Origin of the sequence: Microvenator marinus, assembly GCF_007993755.1 — a bacterium.
GTDB lineage: Bacteria > Myxococcota_A > Bradymonadia > Bradymonadales > Bradymonadaceae > Allomicrovenator > Allomicrovenator marinus.
Window position 1 is genome coordinate 707,501 of the sequence record NZ_CP042467.1, and the last position, 19,657, is coordinate 727,157.

At 54.0% G+C, this 19,657-nt stretch carries 17 protein-coding genes (1 of these 17 only partly in view); 9 read left to right on the forward strand and 8 right to left on the reverse strand.

Annotated features, from left to right (window positions below; genetic code table 11):
- The 3 genes from FRD01_RS03000 to sppA form a co-directional block, all read left to right on the forward strand.
- Nucleotides 1-136 carry the end of a peptidylprolyl isomerase gene (locus tag FRD01_RS03000; RefSeq protein WP_146957510.1) on the forward strand. It extends 383 nt beyond the left edge of the window, so 136 of the gene's 519 nt are visible here — the last part of the coding sequence; the start codon falls outside the window, past its left edge; the stop codon is at nt 134-136.
- A 115-nt stretch (nt 137-251) separates the two neighbouring features.
- On the forward strand, nt 252-1,238 hold the full coding sequence (locus FRD01_RS03005) for a hypothetical protein (RefSeq protein ID WP_146957512.1): 987 nt from the start codon (nt 252-254) through the stop codon (nt 1,236-1,238).
- A gap of 23 nt (nt 1,239-1,261) precedes the next feature.
- Nucleotides 1,262-3,775 carry a signal peptide peptidase SppA gene (sppA, locus tag FRD01_RS03010; protein ID WP_146957514.1) on the forward strand — a complete coding sequence of 838 codons (2,514 nt, stop codon included), beginning with the start codon at nt 1,262-1,264 and terminating at the stop codon, nt 3,773-3,775.
- Nucleotides 3,776-3,779: 4 nt separating this feature from the next.
- On the opposite strand, the gene FRD01_RS03015 is transcribed toward sppA, so the two are convergent.
- The 4 genes from FRD01_RS03015 to FRD01_RS03030 form a co-directional block, all read right to left on the reverse strand.
- Nucleotides 3,780-4,280: a hypothetical protein gene (locus tag FRD01_RS03015; protein ID WP_146957516.1), complete on the reverse strand. Its 501-nt coding sequence runs from the start codon at nt 4,278-4,280 to the stop codon at nt 3,780-3,782.
- Between the two features lie 160 nt (nt 4,281-4,440).
- Nucleotides 4,441-5,490: a hypothetical protein gene (locus FRD01_RS03020; protein WP_146957518.1), complete on the reverse strand. Its 1,050-nt coding sequence runs from the start codon at nt 5,488-5,490 to the stop codon at nt 4,441-4,443.
- Nucleotides 5,491-5,496: 6 nt separating this feature from the next.
- On the reverse strand, nt 5,497-5,964 hold the full coding sequence (locus FRD01_RS03025; RefSeq protein WP_146957520.1) for a hotdog fold domain-containing protein: 468 nt from the start codon (nt 5,962-5,964) through the stop codon (nt 5,497-5,499).
- Nucleotides 5,965-5,983: 19 nt separating this feature from the next.
- On the reverse strand, nt 5,984-6,853 hold the full coding sequence (locus FRD01_RS03030) for a DMT family transporter (protein ID WP_146957522.1): 870 nt from the start codon (nt 6,851-6,853) through the stop codon (nt 5,984-5,986).
- 469 nt (nt 6,854-7,322) lie between these two features.
- Between FRD01_RS03030 and FRD01_RS03035 the strand changes: the two genes are divergently transcribed.
- Nucleotides 7,323-7,709: a hypothetical protein gene (locus FRD01_RS03035; protein ID WP_146957524.1), complete on the forward strand. Its 387-nt coding sequence runs from the start codon at nt 7,323-7,325 to the stop codon at nt 7,707-7,709.
- 1 nt (nt 7,710) lies between these two features.
- Here FRD01_RS03035 and FRD01_RS03040 read toward each other — a convergent pair whose 3' ends face one another.
- Nucleotides 7,711-8,235 (reverse strand): Imm21 family immunity protein, encoded by a 525-nt coding sequence (locus tag FRD01_RS03040; protein ID WP_146957526.1) that lies wholly within the window; start codon nt 8,233-8,235, stop codon nt 7,711-7,713.
- A gap of 160 nt (nt 8,236-8,395) precedes the next feature.
- On the opposite strand from FRD01_RS03040, the gene FRD01_RS03045 reads away from it, so the two are divergent.
- Genes FRD01_RS03045 through FRD01_RS03060 form a run of 4 tightly spaced genes read left to right on the forward strand, consistent with a single transcriptional unit; the run spans nt 8,396 to nt 11,928 of the window.
- Nucleotides 8,396-9,004 carry a hypothetical protein gene (locus tag FRD01_RS03045; RefSeq protein ID WP_146957528.1) on the forward strand — a complete coding sequence of 203 codons (609 nt, stop codon included), beginning with the start codon at nt 8,396-8,398 and terminating at the stop codon, nt 9,002-9,004.
- A gap of 10 nt (nt 9,005-9,014) precedes the next feature.
- Nucleotides 9,015-9,743, forward strand: a complete 729-nt coding sequence (locus FRD01_RS03050) for a hypothetical protein (protein ID WP_146957530.1) — start codon at nt 9,015-9,017, stop codon at nt 9,741-9,743.
- The gene (locus FRD01_RS03055) at nt 9,740-11,185 is read left to right on the forward strand and encodes an ATP dependent DNA ligase (protein ID WP_146957531.1); all 1,446 of its coding nucleotides are present in this window, start codon (nt 9,740-9,742) and stop codon (nt 11,183-11,185) included. The genes FRD01_RS03050 and FRD01_RS03055 overlap by 4 nt, the downstream gene beginning before the upstream one ends.
- Nucleotides 11,182-11,928, forward strand: coding sequence for an LOG family protein (locus tag FRD01_RS03060; RefSeq protein ID WP_146957533.1), 747 nt, complete (start codon nt 11,182-11,184; stop codon nt 11,926-11,928). The genes FRD01_RS03055 and FRD01_RS03060 overlap by 4 nt, the downstream gene beginning before the upstream one ends.
- Here the strand turns inward: FRD01_RS03060 and FRD01_RS03065 are convergent.
- Together FRD01_RS03065 and FRD01_RS03070 are read right to left on the reverse strand one after the other, a co-directional pair.
- Nucleotides 11,925-13,445: a DUF362 domain-containing protein gene (locus FRD01_RS03065; RefSeq protein ID WP_146957535.1), complete on the reverse strand. Its 1,521-nt coding sequence runs from the start codon at nt 13,443-13,445 to the stop codon at nt 11,925-11,927. The two genes, FRD01_RS03060 and FRD01_RS03065, sit on opposite strands and share 4 nt — an antisense overlap.
- An 8-nt stretch (nt 13,446-13,453) precedes the next feature.
- The gene (locus FRD01_RS03070; RefSeq protein WP_146957537.1) at nt 13,454-15,583 is read right to left on the reverse strand and encodes a serine/threonine-protein kinase; all 2,130 of its coding nucleotides are present in this window, start codon (nt 15,581-15,583) and stop codon (nt 13,454-13,456) included.
- A 170-nt stretch (nt 15,584-15,753) separates the two neighbouring features.
- Here FRD01_RS03070 and FRD01_RS03075 point away from each other — a divergent pair, with 170 nt between their 5' ends.
- Nucleotides 15,754-17,166 (forward strand): sigma 54-interacting transcriptional regulator, encoded by a 1,413-nt coding sequence (locus FRD01_RS03075; protein WP_146957538.1) that lies wholly within the window; start codon nt 15,754-15,756, stop codon nt 17,164-17,166.
- Nucleotides 17,167-17,175: 9 nt separating this feature from the next.
- Here the strand turns inward: FRD01_RS03075 and FRD01_RS03080 are convergent, their stop codons facing one another.
- Complete coding sequence (locus FRD01_RS03080; RefSeq protein WP_146957540.1) at nt 17,176-19,500, reverse strand: serine/threonine protein kinase; 2,325 nt, start codon at nt 19,498-19,500, stop codon at nt 17,176-17,178.
- Nucleotides 19,501-19,657 lie beyond the last annotated feature (157 nt).

A 19,657-nucleotide genomic window follows, 5' to 3' on the forward strand; every position in this document is an offset into this window, starting at 1 on the left:
GTCCAAACATCCCGTTTTCGGCCGTGTCACATCCGGTATGGACGTCGTTCAGAAGATCGAGTCCACACGCACGGATCGCTCGGATAGGCCGATCGAGCCGGTGAAGATGCTGAAGGTTACGATCGTCGAGGGCTGAGGAGCGACGAGGGCCGGAATTTTTACCCTACGATCAAGGTTGAAGTGCCTTATGGGGTCTACTAGCCTGTGAAGCCACAACTTATATGCCGGAGACGGCTTTCTGAGATTTGAACATGTTTAATCGCTTATTATTGCTCCTCGTCTTCCTTCTCATCCCTCAATTTGCTGCCGCCCAATCAGCGGACCTTACACAGTACGTTCCTGGGACGTCCAAGGTGTTGATCGGGGCAAATTTCTCAGAGCTCAGAACTAGTCCAGTCTACTCAGAAGTCTTCGCATTCGCGCGGGCTCAGCCTCGTCTTGCGGAGATCATGAACTTCATGCAGGCCGAGCTCAATGTGTCCCCGGAGAAGGATATCCAAGGCCTCGTGCTCGCGTTTCCGGAAGCTATGACTACGCCGCAGGTCAACTCCACGCTTTCTCTAGCCATGCGAGCACCACTTGATTCCGAAAAGGTCATTGAGTCCGCGCGCAAACGTTTTCCGGACATGAAGGTCACAGGCGAGAAAGAAGCGGCGGTTTACGATGTTGGGGCATTCAAGTTCGCACTTCCTGCCAAGGATGTGTTTGTCCTCGGGGTCGGCTCAGAGCCATTCGTCGAGGCGACCTTTGCCACCATCAAAGGGCCAAAACTCAGTGCGTCAAAGAACTCGGACGTCGTTGCGTCAATGAGCTCCATCGATACAAAGAAAGGGCTATGGATGGTTGGCATCACTCGCGAGCTCCCTCAGCAGGGTCCAAAGATGAACCGTGCTGGCCTAACCATTGACTTGAAAAGCGGCCTGATCTTCAAGATGGTTGCGGACATGGCCAATAAGAAGGATGCCGAACAGGCCGTCAAAGACTTTGAGGGGCTCAAAGTACAGGCATCAAATCCAATGGTTGCAATGACAGGCGCAGCACCGCTCGTGTCGAATTTGAAGGCCAGCTCTAAGAAGACATCGGTCACGGTGAATTCATCGATGAACTCCAAGGAATTCGCGCTGATGGTGACCCAGATGAAGAATATCATCGCACAAGGGTCTCAACCGATGGCCCCAGCGCCCTCCCCTTCAAAGCCAGCGCCTTCCAACGACGGCGTCGAAGCTGACTTCAACTAGTCCCGATCTTTTCAGGGGTCCATGTGAACACCTTACGCGTACTTGCCCTCTCGCTCTGCGGTCTTGCCGTCCTTGCCGCTCCCGCTTCGGCGGAGCTTCCTCCGACGCCAAGTGATGGCATCCAGAGCCCCCACTCGTCGATCAGCGCCCAAGATGACGCGCTTGCGTTGGAGTCGAACCCCGCGGGACTTGCGTTTATGGATCGCGTCGAACTTGGGTACGGCTACGAGCTTCCAACGGATGATTATTCTGAGGTCGCCAATCGCTCCCATGCCCTGCTCTTTGCCTGGGGAAACCGGACCATTGGACTTGGCCTGGGTTGGCAGAGTCTTGAGCAGCCCAGCGGCGGAGCTCTCTTAGACCGCTACGACAAGTACACCCTCGGATTTGCCGTAAGTCCTACGAACTCCCTCGCGATCGGTCTCAATTCCAATCTCTTTGGAAGTCGCACGTCTCAGGCATTGGACGAAGCCGTTGCGTGGGACGTGGGTGTTCAGTGGCGCCTGGGCGAGCACTTCGCCCTCGGCTGGGTCGGCCGAGACCTAAACCAGCCGTTTGTGATTGGAGACGAAGGTTTGCGAGCGCGATCGTCGCTTGGGCTTCATTTCAGGCTTTGGGAGGGACGCCTTCAACTCGACCTCGAGTCAACCATGGTACGTGGACTTACGACCTACGAACACCGCGCGAAGGCCTTGCTCGAGCCGCTCTCTGGGTTGAGACTTTTCGGCACGCTTGAGGCCTCACACGATACTGGAGAAGCCCAGGAGTTTGACCTCAATACTGTGTGGACGGGATTGGAGTTGAGTCTTGGAGCACTTGGGGTTGCAGTGGCCCCGGTTTTCTCCCTTCAAGACGAGGCTTTCACGTCGACCCGTGCATATCACTGGATCTCACCGGACAAACAACGCTCTCTCTTTGAAATGCCTTCCAGGTGGATCACGCTCTCATTCAATCGAAACTTTTCTGAAGCGTCATCTGGCGGGTTCTTCATGCCAACGGCCCCTCCTTTCCTCGGTCTCCTTCGCGATCTAGACCGCGTTAGTCGTGATGCGGAAGTCGATGGTGTGGTCCTTCTCGGAGGCAACAGCGTTCTCGGGTACGCGCAGTCATGGGAACTCAGACAGGCCATCCACCGCCTCAAACAGGCAGGTAAGAAGGTGGTGGTCTACTTAGCTCAGGCACAACTCAGGGACTATTACGTGGCCAGCGCAGCGGACCAAATCTGGCTTTATCCCACCGAATCGTTTGACCCGTCCGATTTACAGTTGAGACTGGTGAGCTATCGAAGCGTGCTCGAAAAGCTCAAGATAGAGGCTGAGTTCATTCGAATCGGCGCCTACAAATCGGCCCCTGAAGGGTTTGTCTACGACTCTCCATCCGAAGAAGCGAAAGCACAGACCACCCAAGTTCTCGAGGTGATTCATGAAGATGTCACGTCGTCGATTCAACGAGAACGCCGTTTGACTAATGCTACCTGGGAAGAGCTTTTGAACAAGCGCCCTATTTTTCCCACGGAAGCCAAAGAAGCGGGACTTGTGGATGCAGTGCTCTACCCTGACGAGCTGGAAAGCCAGCTGCGCGCAGCCTTCGGTGAAATACGGATCGAACCCGGCTACCGGACTTCCAAGACCCGCGACGAGGCGTGGCGAATCTCCCAGAAAATTGCCGTGATCACGGTCGAAGGAAACATCATCGATGGGCGCACCACTCAAGGGCCGTTTTCACCGGAACTCGTCTCGGGAGGTGAGACATTCGCTCAGATTTGTGAATCACTTGCGAATGACGACTCCTACAAGGCAGTTGTAGTTCGCATCGACAGCCCTGGTGGTAGCGCGATTGCAAGCGACCAAATGTTTAGAGCGCTTAGAAAACTAGCTACGAAGAAGCCTGTCGTTGCGTCCATGGGAAACACCGCGGCTAGTGGCGGGTATTATGCAGCAGCCGGAGCTGACGAAATCTTCGCCTCTCCGCTGACCATCACGGGCTCCATCGGTATATTTACCGGAAAGTTCAGTGCAGATGCATTGCTCGAGTGGCTCGGTGTCTCATCGACCCCGATCACGATGGGTGAAGTGACCTCATCACTATGGGAGCCATGGACCGAACGCGAACGTGAGCGCGTCGAAGCAGGCATCATGTACCGATATCAGCTCTTCCTGAACCAGATCGCGACCACCCGCATGCAGTCTGCTGCTCAGATTGACAAGGCTGCTCGTGGGCGCGTTTGGAGTGGTAAACACGCGCTCGACGAGAGGCTTGTTGATCGAAGTGGCGGCTTGCTCGACGCGTTGAAGCGAGCCGAAGAGCTCGCGGGGTATGCCCCCAATGAGCTCGCTGTGGAACAAATCGAGATGAGCGAGGAATCCGGGTTTGCCTTTGGGGTGACGGAGCTCCTCAACATTCAGCAACCTGAAGTCACTGGAGCATCGATCTTGAGAAAGCTCGTCGGCAAAGACGGTCTTTCCCACGTGCTGCCTCTATTTTATGAGTCGGAGTCCGCTCTGATGCTCCCCGAGTTTGTATTGCATCTCGACTGAGCGTTTAGCGCTTGAGCCCTAGCGGCGCGTCGAAGTTCGCCCAGAACTCCTTAGCGGGCTCATCAGCGGACACGTATTGCGGCACGAACCCAACCTCTCGCATTTCGAAAGGTGAAAGCGCAGCCTTAAAAGCGTTTGCTCGCTTCGGGGTCGTAGTGACCAAAATTGGCGTCTCAAAATCAAAATGCGTCAGCACTTTCAGGGCGTGAAAGAGTTGCACATGAGACACATTTGCGGGCGGGTCACAGATGATCAGGTCAAATGAATGAGACGTATAGACGGGGCGCCCGAGGTCAAAGGATCGAAACCCAGGGATGCTTGAAAGGCGCTTGTCCACATCCAGAATCGCAGGCTTCTTGCCGCGTTTGACGAGCTCTCGCCCCACATCGGCCATGAAAATCAGGCATGGACTCTCAAACATCTCAGCGAAGTCCACCAGGTGTTCGGTCGTCTCCGCGTCGAACGATTTGTTCTCGAGATTTTGTGGTTCCATTGTTCTGGTCATGGTTGACTCCTGTCGTGACCGCTAGGTTTCATCGTCTCTGAGGTGCGAGTTCCATGCCACCAAACTCAAACTTGGCGCAAGGCGGAAATCAGCGCCTGTTTATTAGACGATCGTGGATTTAAAAAGATTGAATTTTTTCTTCGCGAGCGGTCGCAGAGTTTCAAAGGGCGACATCGATGTCACGCTCCAATTCGTGAATGGCCGTGTCGATGTAGGTCTTAACCTGCTCCTCATCCAACGCCCCCACAATCTCTACGCTGGCCTCGACATTCTCGAAGAGTCTCGAGGCAGACCAAGTGCGAGGATATCTCGGCGCGAGTAGCACAACGACCCTTTCCGAGCGAAGCTTAGGTATGTCAAACGGCAGAGCCTCGTTCCAAATCCAGTGAGTCGTATCTTCGGGGTCAAACTCGCCGGCAAGCGCTCTCCACGACGAAAACTGCCACGGTCCTACAACTACATGTCCGGACTCAGTTGGCCCATCTCCCTTCACCACGCTGACGGCTTGATCCGAGGGAGCCTCTGCTTCGGCCGGCAAAAAATCGAGTTCAGACGCCAGCAACGTGTGGAACTGAAAGACGTCTGCACAGCCACTCACACGAACTCGGGCTCCCTTCAGCATCACGGGGTCAATGACGATGATCTCTTCGTCGAGCAGTCTGAGATAGGCCCGGACAAAGTGTACACTGACTTCATATTTTGCGAGGAAGTCGATGTTTTCCGAGAGATCGGCCGGCAAGGTCCCCCGAAAATCGTAGGCGAGCAGCGTGCTTAAGAACCCACGGGTTAGGAGATCTAGGAGTTGCCAGGCATGAAAACCTTCAGGATTGGCCTCGGCCACTTCGAGTTCCATTTCAGCCGTCAGGTATTCGAGCTCGTCATGCGCACACTCGCAATCCGGCGACGCTGCGACTCCCCGTGCGCGGACGGCTTCCATGTACTTGAGCGCGGGCAAGATCGCCTTCGCGTATGCGTCCACAAAGGGGTCTAGGCGCAATAGCTTCGCCCCATTTTCCAGAAGTGCGCCAGTCGTTAGAAAGGCGATCGCCTGACCGACGCCCGTCAGATTTCGAATCTCTGCCGTTAGTCGACTGACTGATTCTTCGAAACTCTCCGACTCCGAGACGACCACACCGCCCATGTCGAGGGCTGAGTCGTAATCGACGTCCTCTCGCCCCACCAGCTCCAAAAATGCCTGTATTGATCCCATGATTTCCTAGAGCGGTCCTACCATCCACTTTGCCCGGGCCTTGGTGACGATATCTCCGTGCTTGTCTTTGGTGACCACCTCGATTTCGACCTCTTGCCGCTCGTTGGTGGACGGAACTTCACACCGGCATTCTGCGACCAAGGTGCCTCGTGCCTTCTTGAGATATTCGATCGAAAGTCCGGTCAAGATGGCGCGTGTGCGCGGAGGCAACGAGTAAGTAAAGGCCAAGCCGGATGCGACCTCCGCCACGTTCATCAGCGCGATGGCATGGATGGAATTTAAGTGGTTGCGGACCTTTTTTCGGTCCTTGAGAGCGACTTTCGCCCAACCCTTGTCGAGCTCCAACACTTCAGCACCGATAGTTCCGGTGTACGGCGCCATTCGACCGACAAATTTTGAAAATGCTTTTTTGCCGCCTGGCACTTTGCTCAGCGTTCGCCAGGACTGTCTTAATACTTCAAGTTGGTCTTTCATTTCTTTCTCGAGAAACCGGTTAGCGGGGTTTTAGCAGTAGTGCGATGCTCACGCCAATCAAAGTCAGACCACAACCGAGGAACACCATGGTTCCCGGCCGCTCTTCTAGGAGCACCCACGCCAAAATACTAGATGCAACGGGTTCGATAAGCGTTGCCAGTCCAACGATGGTGGGAGTCGTGTAGCGCAGAACCCACGTGATGACTGAATGTCCGATGATTTGAGGAACCAGGGCCGCCATGAGTATGAAAAACGCAGCGGTCGGACTTGGCGGAACAATCGACTGCCCTAAAAAAATAGCGGTCGAGAGGAGCCAAATGGATGCCAGACCAGCAGTTGCCGAGCCAAACGCGAGAACATCGATAGCGCCGAGTCTTCTTACCGTTAACATGTATCCTGCCATCGCCACGGCGCCGAGGAGTGCCAATGCGTTTCCGAGGAGCGTGCTTCCTTCGAAGTCGGCCCCTGAAACGATGAAAACACCGAGCGAGGAGACTGCAATGGCCAACCAAATTCCTCCGGTGGGAGCGTCTTGCCTCCGAACGACTCCCCAAAGGGCGAGCATTAGCGGCGTTGCGGTAACCAGTGAGACTGAGGCAGCAACGGTTGTGAGATCCAATGACCAAACCCATGCCCCAAAATGCACGGCGTAGAAGATGCTCGCGACCACAGCAGCCTTCATCACACTCAGCGACAACGTGCGTCGTTTTAGAGCCCGCAGGAGCCACGGCGAGAGGAGCACGCTAGCTATTGCCAGCCTGAGTCCCGACGCGACGAGTGGATGGGTTGGAGAAGCAAGTTTGAAAAAGATTGCGGCAAACGCAATGGCCAACATGCCGATGAAAAGCGTAAAAGGAACTCTTAGGTCTGAGAGGCTTTTGGTTGGCATTTAGGCAAAAAAAAGCGCCGCGTGGCGACTTGAGGGTCTATGACCGTCCGACTGAGCGGTACCACGCGGCGTCGATAGTGTCTGGGATTTCCTCAGTGAATGCGGTTCGACCGCAAAGCACCGTCGCTATTTCTTTGCCTCATGGGCAGCCCTCAAGCGCATTGGGCGGTGATTTTACGGGCGAACTCCACTGTGGGACACCATCTTTCCAGTCGGACAACTACAATCACTTTTCACTGGATCACCTCCTTTTGCGGCAGTCAGGTTGCGCGGTTCCCAACCGCATGAACTCGACAACGTGCCGTGCATCTCGAGTCCAGTCGCTGGCCTCAGCCATTCTCGCGACTCTGATATGATGACGAGTTCGCAACATTGGTTCAACAAAAAAGTGCCCCGAATCCAGAATCTTTTTCTAAGTCTAAAGTTCTAGTTGGAAGACGGCCCTGCGAACATTAGACTTCGAGTAATGATGTACACAAAAACCCTCCTAATTTTCGGCGTACTGGCGCTCATGGCCGCGGGCTGCAAGACCACGGTGAGCTCCTCAAAGTCATCAAAGAACATCGAACTTCTTTCCCAGTCCGACCTTGGCGGTGAGAAAGCCCGACATTGCAATAAGGTCGGCTCGTTTGAAGTCGCGAAGCACGAAAGCGAAGTCACGGAGACGAAGCAAAGTGTGCTCGAGATCAAAGCACGCAATCAAGCCGCCCGGATGGACGCGACCCATGTTTTGGTTTGGCCCGCTGCGACCTACACCTGCAACAAGGCTCTCGAAGAGGTCGAAGGTGAGGCCGACCAGTGCGAGCGCTCCAGCGTAGATGCGTACACATGTGTGATTGGCCGGCGAGCGTTCTAGTCTACTGAATAAGTTGAATGCGGTGGACGAGAAGGCACGTATCATCGTCAGGCTGAACGTTTGCCGACAAGATCGCGTACTCTCCTCCTACGAGGAACATGGGAATCTCATCGACAAGCCGAGAAGCATCTTGCTTGGCCTCGAAGAGCATCATGGCCCCGTCTAGCACGTTCAAAGTGAAAGATTCTGGCTCGTAGGAGTCCAAGGGGATACTTCTGAGCGCCTCGACCACAGTCTCCGAGCTCTTAGCCCAAAGCCAGCGTACAATCAGCCCACCTGTATGCCTGCCACGGCTGCCAAGAAGTTCGGGCAATGGCCACCATGCCGTATGGAAACCGTCTTCAAGAACGAGTCCCTGCCCTCTTCCGACCGAAATCGGGAAAATCGGCTCATGTCCTTCGCTCGCCCGGCGGTAGCCAGGATCGGACGCCCCTTTCCAATGTCTAGACAACGCCCGTGGCAACATGAGAATTGGGCTTGATGGGCTATAGACCCACTTGATTTCGGACGAGTTTTGGAGGTTCATCGAGGGCCTCGGATTGAAGGAACCGAACACGCGATAGGGTTCATCTAGGCAACCTTCCGAGTTGGCGATTTCATTCCCCGTCGGCGTTGGTATTGACCAAATTTGCGTTCAAGATGCTATAAGGCATGGAAAATGTGAACGACCTGAAGAGGAGTTTTCGATGGGACGAGGGATTGTGGTGGATTACGGCGGAGAGGTCAGCAGCTTTGGGTTGACCAAAGTTGAGCGTGAAAAGCTCTACGGGCGCCGGAAAAAAGTCGTTGTTGATGAAAACGGACAAGATTGCTCTCAGGCGATTCTGACTCGTGATGGCACAGCGCTGCTTCCCGCAGGCTGCACCGCATCGCTCTATTTGAACGACGCTTTTGAGGTCTGTGAGCGGGGTGATCTTCAGGCCGTTGGCCTCGATGGAGCGCCGCTTCCCGAGGTCGAGAGCACTCTCGGTGTCCCCACACAGCTCGACGGCCCCATCGAGGCTTCGAGACTCCTCGATCATATTGCAAAGAGTGTCTACGAGCTGGACCCAGAAGAATTGGGGCAGACGCTTCGAGAGCTCCTCGAAAAAGGCGATATCTTTGAGACTCGATTCAATTATCGCAAAGGCTACGACGATTCCCCAGCGTTCATCCTGCAAAACGAAGAAGGTATTTTTGCGATCGTGGGTGAGCCCACCGAGTTTGAGTACTTGCGAAACGAGAACGCCACAGCAAACGAAGCCGAAGATGAGGACGAGGATCCGTTTGACGACGATTTGGACTTCAGCTTTTAAAGGAAACTAAATGGCAACCAGGCAGATACGAATCTCCGACGAGAAAAAGCGGGATGCTCACGTCAATATTGAGGCCCCTAGACGCAAAGAGCGCGTTAGTTTTGTGAACTCGAATGGCCAGGCCGTGAAGTCCGACCGTCTGATCAAGATGACCGACGAGCAAACTTATGAAGCTTTGCTCAACAAGTTTGAAGACGATACGCGGCTCGCCGAAGCATTGATGGATTCCGACCCAGAGATTCCTTTTGATAAGGCTGGACGCAGGGTTGGATGGAGTGACCGCGTTTGGATCCGCCAAGATGGTAGTGTGCTCTTTTGCGCCCGGAACCTACTGGTGAAGTACAATCCAGATGGTGAGGAGATCGAGCGCGGCGATTTCATTGATGTCGAAGCCACCGTGAGTGCCGACGGAAACCCAATTCCGTGGAGTGGACGCCTTTTTGCGCCCGAGGACGTGGTTCGCAAGTACGTAATCGGTCGTGTGGTTCGCCTCCGCCACGTCAACGGATTGACCTACGACTTCCTCTATCAAATGGCCAAAGAGCTCAGCGACCAAAACAAACTTTTGTTGGTGCGAGCCATGGCCGATTCTGATGATGGAAAGAAGAAACCTGCACCACTGATCTTTCAGACCAATGGAAGCCCTTACAACGGATTCCTTGAGGGTCGCGTAGATGGAGATTCCTATCTGCTTCGCCTTCACCTGTCTAATCTTGAGCTCAAGCGAGTCACGACATGAGTAATTTTACGAGCACATGGACCTCATACGGAGGCGGCCGCAAATCACCAATCGGCGGTCTGGAAGATACCGAACTGCACGACAAGCTAAAAAACTACAAGAAGTTGGTGGCTAAGCGTTATCGCGTGGTGTTTCCGGACAATATCACGAAGTTTCTCCCTGAAGGGAAACTCTGGATCTCAACTAAGATCGACGGTGAGCTTTGGTTTCTTGTCAAACGCGGCGATGAAGTTGCGCTCTGCGCTTATAATGGTCGGGTTTTGCAAGGAGTGCCGGTTGTCGATGAAGCGTCAAAAGCACTTGAAGGCTCGGGCGACATCATCATTCCCGGCGAGCTTTGCGCCGTCCCTCCTGATGGAAGTTCTCGGCCGAGGGTCGGGCACGTCGCCCTCTGTCTCGGAGATGACTCTCTGGCAAAGAACCTTGCGTTCAGGGCATTTGACGTGCTGGAGGCGGACTCCGAGGACTGGCTTTATCGCGCCTACGAGGACCGCTACAAGCGCCTTGAGGAGCTTTTCTCTTCCGGCAAACGTTGTGCACTGGTCACGACGATTGAAGGCGAGAAAGATGTCGCGTCGGAGTATTTCAATGAATGGGTGAAGTCTGGAAAACACGAAGGTGTTATCGCTCGAACTGAACAAGGCATCACCTACAAGATTAAGCCGTTCATCACGATCGATGCGGTGGTCCTGGCATTTGGTGAGCGGGAAGAGAATGGTCGGCCAGAGGTCAGAGAGATCACCGTAGGCGTGATGAGGGACGACGGGTCATGGCATATTTTGGGTTCGGTCGGAACGGGCTTTTCTGAGGCCGATCGACTCGATTGGCACGAACGGTTGAGCGCGATTGAAGTGCCGAGTTCGTTCAGGATGGCCAATCGAGAAGGAACTCTTTGCCGATTTGTTAAGCCTGAAATCGTGGTCGAGGTGAAGGTATCCGATATTGTGGATACGGACTCCCGAGATATGCCGGTTCGCCGAATGGCGCTTGAATACGACGCTGCGGACGGCTGGAGCGCGCTTGGTAGCCTGCCTATCGTTTCGCTGATTCACCCTACAATCGTGCGTGAACGTACGGACAAGGCCATTGACTCTCAAAGCATTGGACTCGACCAGATCTTTCAACATGTGCCGTTTGAAGGACGTGAGCTCAAAGCAGAGTCCAGTGACCTTAGCAAATCGGCGATTCTTAAGCGTGGCGTGTACAAAAAGGACTCCAAAGGCAACGTTGCGGTCCGAAAGTATGTGGCTTTTGCCACCAACAAGGCCGAAGAAGACCCGAACTACCCTCCGTTTGTTGTATTCTTTACGGACTTTTCACCGGGCCGCAAAGACCCGCTCAAGACCGATATGCGTGTGACTCCGCATCGTGACATGGTGGATGCCTATATTACCGAATGGATTGCCGATAACGTCAAAAAAGGCTGGGAAGAAGTTGTATGAACAAGCCCGTAGAGAGCGAGGACGCTGGACCTCGCGAAATTGAAGAACGCCGGTTTCTACATGGCCCTCGGCATCGGCGTTTTGAGCTGGCCTTCGTGTTTCGGGTGGCAATGGAGTTCATTCGTGGCTTTCGAAAGCTCCATTTCGCCGGCCCTTGTGTCACGGTCTTCGGCTCGGCTCGTCTAAACGACGGACCTTGGTATGAACTCGCAAGGCAAGCCGGCCAAGAGCTTGGCAAACGCGGGTTTACGGTGCTCACGGGTGGCGGGCCGGGCATGATGGAAGCCGCCAACCGAGGGGCGCGCGAAGTGGGCGCAAGAAGTGTCGGCGTAACCATTGAGCTTCCGTTCGAGGCCGGCGCCAATCAATATTGCGATTGGTTTATTCAGTTCAGATATTTCTTTGTCCGCAAGGTGATGCTTGTCAAATACTCGTACGGCTTCCTGATTACCCCGGGAGGGGTCGGCACGCTTGACGAGTTTTTTGAAACTTTGACCTTGATGCAAACGGATAAAATCTACGACTTCCCGGTTGTCTTGCTTGGGAAGGAGTACTTTGAACCCCTGGTCTCTTTTATGAAAGACGTACTGGTGGAGCGAGGCTTGATCAGCGCGAGCGACCTCGATCTCTTTCTTGTGACGGATGACCCAGAGGAAGCCGCGGACTATATCGCGACTCGCTCCATCGACGCACACGGCCTGAAGTACAAGGCCTCACCTTCTCGAATGCTTGGCGAAAACTAGACCTCGAGGTCCTGTGCCACGCCCTCGGGCGGAAGGTTTTGTTCGGGTCTTGATTTCCCGCGCTGGGTGGGCCCAGCCACTTGATAGGGCTCTCCACTCAATCTTGAAATCATATTCTTCGTCTTGGACGAGAGGTAGCAGCTGGTGAAACTCACGGCCATCGAAGGGTCGAAATATGGATTTTTGAGTTTTCCAATCTTAACGAGGAGAAGGACCTGTTCCGCCACGCTCACTGGACAACCGTAGATGCGAATGATGTCGTCTTTACGGGCTGAGAACATCTTCGATTCCATCTTGAGCATCTTTGCGTAGATATCTTCATGTTCCGCGTCGTACACGCTCTTGTTCGACCTATCCACGTAGGTCGACTCGATGGTGACATCCTTGCCTTGAATCGTTCCCTGGAACTGCGCGCAATCTCCAATGAAGACCACTTTCTCTCCGGGTTTTGCGTCGATTTCGCCTTTGAAGTTTCCGAAGACTAGATGGGTCTTCGGCATCTTTTCGTCCACAGAATCGATGACTCGCAGAATCTCAATCGCCTCTTCCATGGCCCCTGGACACCCGCCCCAACAATAATCCTCGGCATCGCCGTCCGGGGGTGGGCCTGAATGCGCGGAAATCGAAGTCCCTTCGAAGTAGTCTTCGACCCGGACGAGTCCGACGCGAAAATTCGAGGCACGCTCTCGCGCTTCGTCGAGAGTCACATCGCCGCTGATATCGATTTCGGCAAGGTCGACGGGCCCAAACCCGCGCTCATGTACCAATCGAATATGGTCCACACTCAAGGGGTCAAGATTGATGATCTGGCAACACACGGCGTCAAAAGCGACCTGGTTGTCCCCCATGATAATCAAGTTCATTTCATAGGGAATCGGGGTCAACATGCGACCTTCGCCCGCAATAATAGCGTCGATGGCGATGAATTGAGGCTGAATGATGTACTGGAGGTCGGCAACCTTCTCATTAAGTTTGTGGTCGTGGTCGATGAGCCTGTGTCGGTCGTCTTGAATGCCGATATACGCCTTCAAACTGAAGGTGACCGTTGTCCACGGATGGGCTTTAAACTTTGGGCAATTTACGAAGAAATCAGCTTTTGCAACGGGCTCTGGTGTGAAAATGGAGTCCCTGAGTCTCCCGTCGTGATAGAGCGGGACCTCAACCTGAGTGCATTCTTCGAAATGATAGAGCGGCGTCTTCGTCTTTTTAGAAAGCTGGTTGTATCCGCCGTGTTTAAACGCAAACCTCGTGGGCATCGTAATGCCACATCGCTCGCCGATAGCAATCTCGTCCACATTCTCCGCCCGATCTTTGAGCGCTAGCACGACGCCTTCAGCAAATTCAGGTCTCGTGAAGGCGTGAGGAAAGTGTTCCCCAGAGGCCACAACGTTCGGTTTCACGAGCGTTCGCCCTTCTGGTCGCAGGTCCAATTCTTCTAGACCCTCCCGAATGATTTGACGGATTTTTTCGGGATCGTAGGAGTCACAATGACGGATAATGACGCGTGGGCGTTTCATGTTGGACCTCAGAAGAGCTTGAGAGGTTCTTCTTCTTTGGGTTTAGATGGTTTCTTCTCGGTTTTCTTCTTTGCAGAATTGCCAAAGATATTGAGCTGTTCGACTTCTTCTTCTTTCTCTTCTTTCTCTTCTTTCTTGCTCGAGTCATCCCAAAGCGTAAGTGACTTGTCTTCAGACTTCGGTTTTCTCGCAGGCCTAGTGGTTCTCCTAGGCGCAGGCTTTGGGCGTTTGAGTCCTGCTGGACTCTCCTCGCTGGCTGCAACCAAAGGTGCTGGCATCCCCTTTTCGAACTCGAAAAGCACGTCAATGACCGAGCTATCGCCCTTCTTCCATTGCACTTCCTTGCTAAGCTTCTTGTCACCGAGCGTTGCCTCAACCAGATACTTCTTGTCTGGAATCAGGCCGGTGAAGTTGAATGGAGTCTTTCCGACCTCGCGATTATCAACCTTAACTTGAGCTTCCGAAGGATAGGAAGCGATCTTCAGAACCCCCTCTTCTTCTTCGAGCATCACCTCGATGGGTTCAGCCATCGATTTGACGTGCACGTCCTGAAGATGCGTCTTGAAGCCGTGCCTGACAATCTCAAGCCGGTACGACTTCCCGGTTTTTACGTCAATCGAGACCGGGGTTGAGCCCTTCTCTTCACCGTCGACCAAGACCGTCGCGTTAGCAGGAATAGAGTTCACGGCGAGCGCAACGATCGCCTCTACTGGTTCAGCGGCAGCTGGTTCGGGTGCATTGACCACTTCCGGAGTTTCCGACTCACCGCCCATGGTGGAAATTCCTATGACCACCGCCAGCAACGCCACGATCAAGATGACTGCCGCACCGATGAACTTTGGGCTCGATATCGCTTGAGCGATATTTGTAGCGGAGGCCGTTGCGCTCGCGACGACTGGCCTTTCAGCACTTTGGAAAGGTCGTCTATCCGGTGGAGGTTGAGGAAGCTTTTGAAAGTCCGGTACGAGTCTCGGGTCTGGCTCGAATTGGGCATCGAACCCGCCGGCCAGCCCCTGACGTGGCTGCATACCGTTTGGTGCGGGTTGATTTCCCCGATGACTCGGAAGGTCACCCCTCGTGGACTCGAATCCGTCATTGGAACCAGGCAGGCCGCCACGAAGCATATCGTCGGACGGTCGCGCAAAAATCATACTGCCGTCGCTCGCGAGGAATTGCTGTCGGTCCATTTTCGGAGCGATCTCAGGCGGACGACGTCCCGCGACGTTGTTGACGAAATGCGCCATCTGTTCGCGGTGATTGACGGGTGGGTACGTGTAGTGCGCGTACTCTTCGATTGCGGCACCGAAGATCTGCGCTGAGGGAAACCTCAGATTAGGATCCCTTTGAAGCGCGGTCATCACGATCTGTTCGAGACGCGGGTCGATATCTCGCCGGAAGACCGACACGGGCGGAATATTGGCTGCTCGAACCGCTCGGAGAAGCTCGGCGTCGGCTACATCGTCATAGGGTGACCGAGCCGCCAACATCTCGTAGAGCACCATACCTGCAGAATACACGTCAGTCCGCGCATCAACGTGATGTCCATGGGCCTGTTCTGGCGCCATGTAGTAGAACTTTCCTTTGATCACCCCAGCCTGCGTGGTTTGGGCCCGCATTCGCGCCTTTGCGATGCCGAAATCAACGATTCGAACGATGCCGTCAAACCCAACCATGATGTTCTGGGGAGACACGTCTCTGTGAACGATACCGAGTGGCCGCCCGTCGGGGCCGCTCAGTGTATGAGCGTGGTGCAAGCCCTTACAGGTCTCTCCAATCATGTGAAGCGCCGCAGGAACAGGAAGGAACTCGCGCCTCTTCTTCATCGCGTCGAGGATATCGTGAACATCCATGCCTTCAATGAACGCCATTACGATATAGTATTGGCCGTTGATGTTCCCGAGATCAAAAACCTGTCCGATATTCGGATGGTCCAACATGACCGAAATCCGCGCTTCATCAACGAGCATGCGGACGAGCTCGGCGTCTTCACTCAAGTGTTTATGAAGTCTTTTGATGACGACCATACGGTCAATGCCATCGACGCCGGTGACCGCAGCCTGAAAGATTTCGGCCATCCCCCCAGTCGCGATTCGCTGAATCAGCCGGTACTTGCCAAAGTATTGGCCCGCTTCTATCATAACGCTGCTCTTGGTTTTGACCTATTCATGAAGATAATTTCGTCTTAGTAAGATCATATTCCTTCTCAGAACGACATTCTTCGGTTGTTATGGGTAAGAGTCAATCTTACACGCCTATTTTTCGGCAGAACCCCTTCGCGCGCTACTTTTTCAGATGAGGATCGAGCCATATGCCCCTCTACGGTAAGTCTCAACCGACAAAAATCGCTTATGTGGATGGACGCCCAAAAACGCTCCATCTGCGCAAGGCTCGCCTGCTCATTCATCCTGGCCTGCCTAAACAACGCGAATTGGTCTTCGACCAGAACGTCATCTCGATTGGAACGGTAGCAGATAACGATGTGGTTATCGAGGATGAGACGGTTAGCCGGCATCATTGCCGCATCGTTCAAGAGGATGATGATTACGTCCTGGTCGACCCTGGAAGCACCAACGGGACGTTCATCAACGGAGTCAGGATTCGGGAAGCCTTTCTAGCTCCGGGTCTCATCCTTACTGTGGGAAGCACTCAGATACAGTTCAGTCCGATGGACGAGCACGTCGAAGTCGTTCCCTCGGAATCCGAAAAATTTGGAAGTATTGTGGGCCGCTCCGTCGCGATGCGAGAGATTTTTGGCATTTTGGAGAAAATCGCGCCGACGACAGCCACAGTGGTCATCGAGGGTGAAACGGGAACGGGCAAAGAAGTCTTCGCCAAGACCATCCACCAAATGAGCAAGCGAAGCGAAGCCCCTTTCATCGTGTTTGATTGTGGTGCGGTGCCAGAATCTTTGATTGAGAGTGAACTCTTCGGTCACGAGAAAGGCTCGTTCACCGGTGCAATCATGACGCGAAAGGGCCTATTCGAGATGGCTCATGGTGGCACGATCTTCCTCGACGAGCTCGGGGAACTCTCGTTGGATTTGCAGCCGAAGCTCCTGCGAGTTCTTGAGCAGCGTGAAGTCAGACGTGTAGGTTCCAACAAGTCTACGCCGGTCAATGTGCGAGTCATCGCGGCGACCAACCGGAATTTGGAGGAAGAGGTCCGTGCAGGCCGTTTTCGCGAGGACCTCTTCTATCGTTTGAGTGTGGTCCGCTTGACGCTCCCTTCCTTGCGTGAACGTGTTGAAGACATTCCGCTCTTGGTAAAACACTTCCTTGGCCAATTGGAGATCAACAAGGGGGCTGCTGGAGAACTCCGGGTTAGACAGGCTTCACCAGCCGCATTGGCAGCTCTGACGCGCTACACGTGGCCTGGAAACGTCCGAGAGCTCGTCAACGTGGTTGAAAGAGCCTGTTCGTTCGCCGAAGCCGATACGATGCAGCCCGACGACTTACCCGACTATATCACGGGTTCCGGCGAGCCGCTTAGGAGCTCCCAAGAGATGGCAATGATCGACGCTCCAGGACGCGACCAACTCGTCGAGTTACCGTTCAAAGATGCAAAAGAGGAGTGGATTTCCAGTTTCGAGCGCGACTACATTTTGGAGCTTCTGAAGCGTCATCACGGAAATATCAGCCAGGCGTCTAGAGAAGCCGACATTGACCGCAAGTACTTCCGTAAGCTGATGGTTAAGCACGGGATCGACACCGACCAAATCTAGCGCTCAAGCCTACGGCTTGTATTGAAATGGCAAATCCTTAGCGATTTCCAGCGTTTCTCCGCCCACTACTTGAATCTCAAGAGTCTCCTCCTGGTATCCTCGTTTCAAACGAATGGTGTACTTGCCCTCGAGTAGAGGCAACGACCGGTCCTTGGTGATCGGCGTTATGAGCCCAGTATCCACACCTTCAACCCACACAGACCACCAATCCTTTCCGGTATCGAGTACGAGTGCGCCGTAATCTCGCTTCTTTTTGACCTCGCGGGGCTTGTTGAAGTCCGCGACCAAGGTCTCTTCTGCTAGAAGCGGAAGTCCCACAAAATTCTCCCACCGCGACACACCCTCTCCTCCTCCTCGATTGGTCACCTCGAGAGTGTGTAAGTCCAAGGGGTTCAACTTGTCGATCTTGACCGGAACCACCCCCAGCCGTTTGGAATCGAGGCGAACAACACTGTTTTGCTCGCCCTCAATGTTGAGGTCAAAGCCGACAGGCTCAAGCCTTGGCTCCACACTGATCTCAGCGCCCTCCTCCACTTCCAGGAAAGCCCTGAACGGTTTCCAATCGGGTGCCGTGACTTCAAACAAGACCACACCCACGGGCATCTTAAAAGCGGGCTCAACGTCGTTGGTGTCCCTTTCTTCACCATTCACCCAGACTTTTAGCCCGGTAAGTGTTGGGATCTTGGTTTGAATGGTGCCTTCTTTGAGCGCAGGCTTTAGTTCGATCGCGAGCGGTATCACGGTATCGGGCTTAACTTCGACTTCAACTTTTGCCGTTTCAAATCCCGGTGCGCTGGCTTCTACGACGTGTACACCTTCGCCAAGGTAGTCGATTCTGAGCGGGAGTTCACCCGTTTGTTTGACCGAGTTGAGAAGGATCTCCACGTTTTCGCTTGGCGTCACGCTAAGGATTACCGAACCCGCATCAACGGAAGGAGTCTCATCTTTGTCTACTAGTTGAAAAAGTAGTGCAGCAGTGGCGACACAAAAGGTGAAGAAGAGTACGAGTGCCGCAGCCCCGAGGAAATATACCCGTTTGTCTTTCTTGGGCTCCTCGGGCACAAACGTTCGTTTGGTGCCCTCAGCGGAAAAATCTGACGATATTCGCTGGTGAGCGCCTGTGACCGAGGCCGGCAGTGGCGGCGGCCCCTTTTTCAACTCGCGAACGTTGTCCTCGATTTCGATGAGATCGAGCTGTGAGATATCAAATCCGCCGGCCTGAACAACGGTGTGCTCAGCACCGAAAGCCACGTCGTCTTGGGCGGGACTTGGCGGCTCGCCCGCCCAAATCTCGGTTTTAGGACCGTCGTCCTCATCAGGCATATCAAAATGCCCTGACGCGGGCAGTGAAAGGCGCCGAACGTCTTCAGCAGTGTTGATCAATCCGTACTCTTCGCGCTTTTCCAGTTCTTCCTCAAGATCTTCGGCAAAGACCTCTCTCATCCAGTTGGAGAGACGGTCCGCGTTGCCACCGAGATGAGCGGCCCAAACCTGTAAGTCTTGGGCGAGATGGCCCGCGCTCTGGTAGCGTTGTTCGCGGTCGGACTGAAGGGCTCCGAGAACAATTTGATCTATTTCTGGCGGAATTTCTGGATTGAGTTCGCTCGGTGCAGGTACCTCGCACGCCTTGACAAGCCGCATGGTTTCGAACTCGTTTTCACCATTGAAGAGCCGCTTATTGGTGAGCATTTCCCAGAGCACGGTCCCGATCGCGAAGACGTCTGACCGGTGGTCTAGAGGCAAACCCTGAACTTGTTCGGGGCTCATGTAACCCATTTTTCCTTTCAGAACACCAACCTGGGTCCGCGAGCTCTGGACCGCTGCCTTGGCGATTCCGAAGTCGATGACTTTTACATCGCCCAAGTAGTCCACGAGAACGTTTTGCGGCGAGATATCTCTGTGGATGATGTTGAGAGGTTGGCCGTTTTCACCCGTTTTTCGGTGCGCAAAATCTAGCCCTTCCGCGATTCTCTGCGCGATATATAGGGAGTTCGCGATTCCGATCGTCTCTTTTCGTTTCCTGACGCGCTTTTGAAGTGTCAATACGTCCTTGCCAGCGATGAACTCCATCAGGATGTAGTAAGACGTCTGAAACTGGCCGAGTTCGTAAATCCGCACGATGTTTGGGTGCTGAAGCTGCACCGTAAGGCGGGCTTCATCCACAAACATTGTGATGAACTCATCATCTTCGGCGAGGTGGGGCAGGATTCTCTTCAACGCAAGATAACCCTTGAACTCGGGTGTGTTCAAAGGTTTAGCCCGAAAGACCTCAGCCATGCCGCCGACACTAATTCTTTCGAGCAGGCAATATTTTCCGAATAAGAGAGGCTTCATTAGGCCCTGAAACGCGCTTGGAGTCGAAACTATAGGCCGTTGAACGACGGTGCGTCAACGTATTCAATCGGCTTGTCAACGCTCGCTGAATGAAGGATGACGCTTGGATTGAATCGAACGCGATTGAGTTCGCATCATAAACGGACCTGAGCGGGAG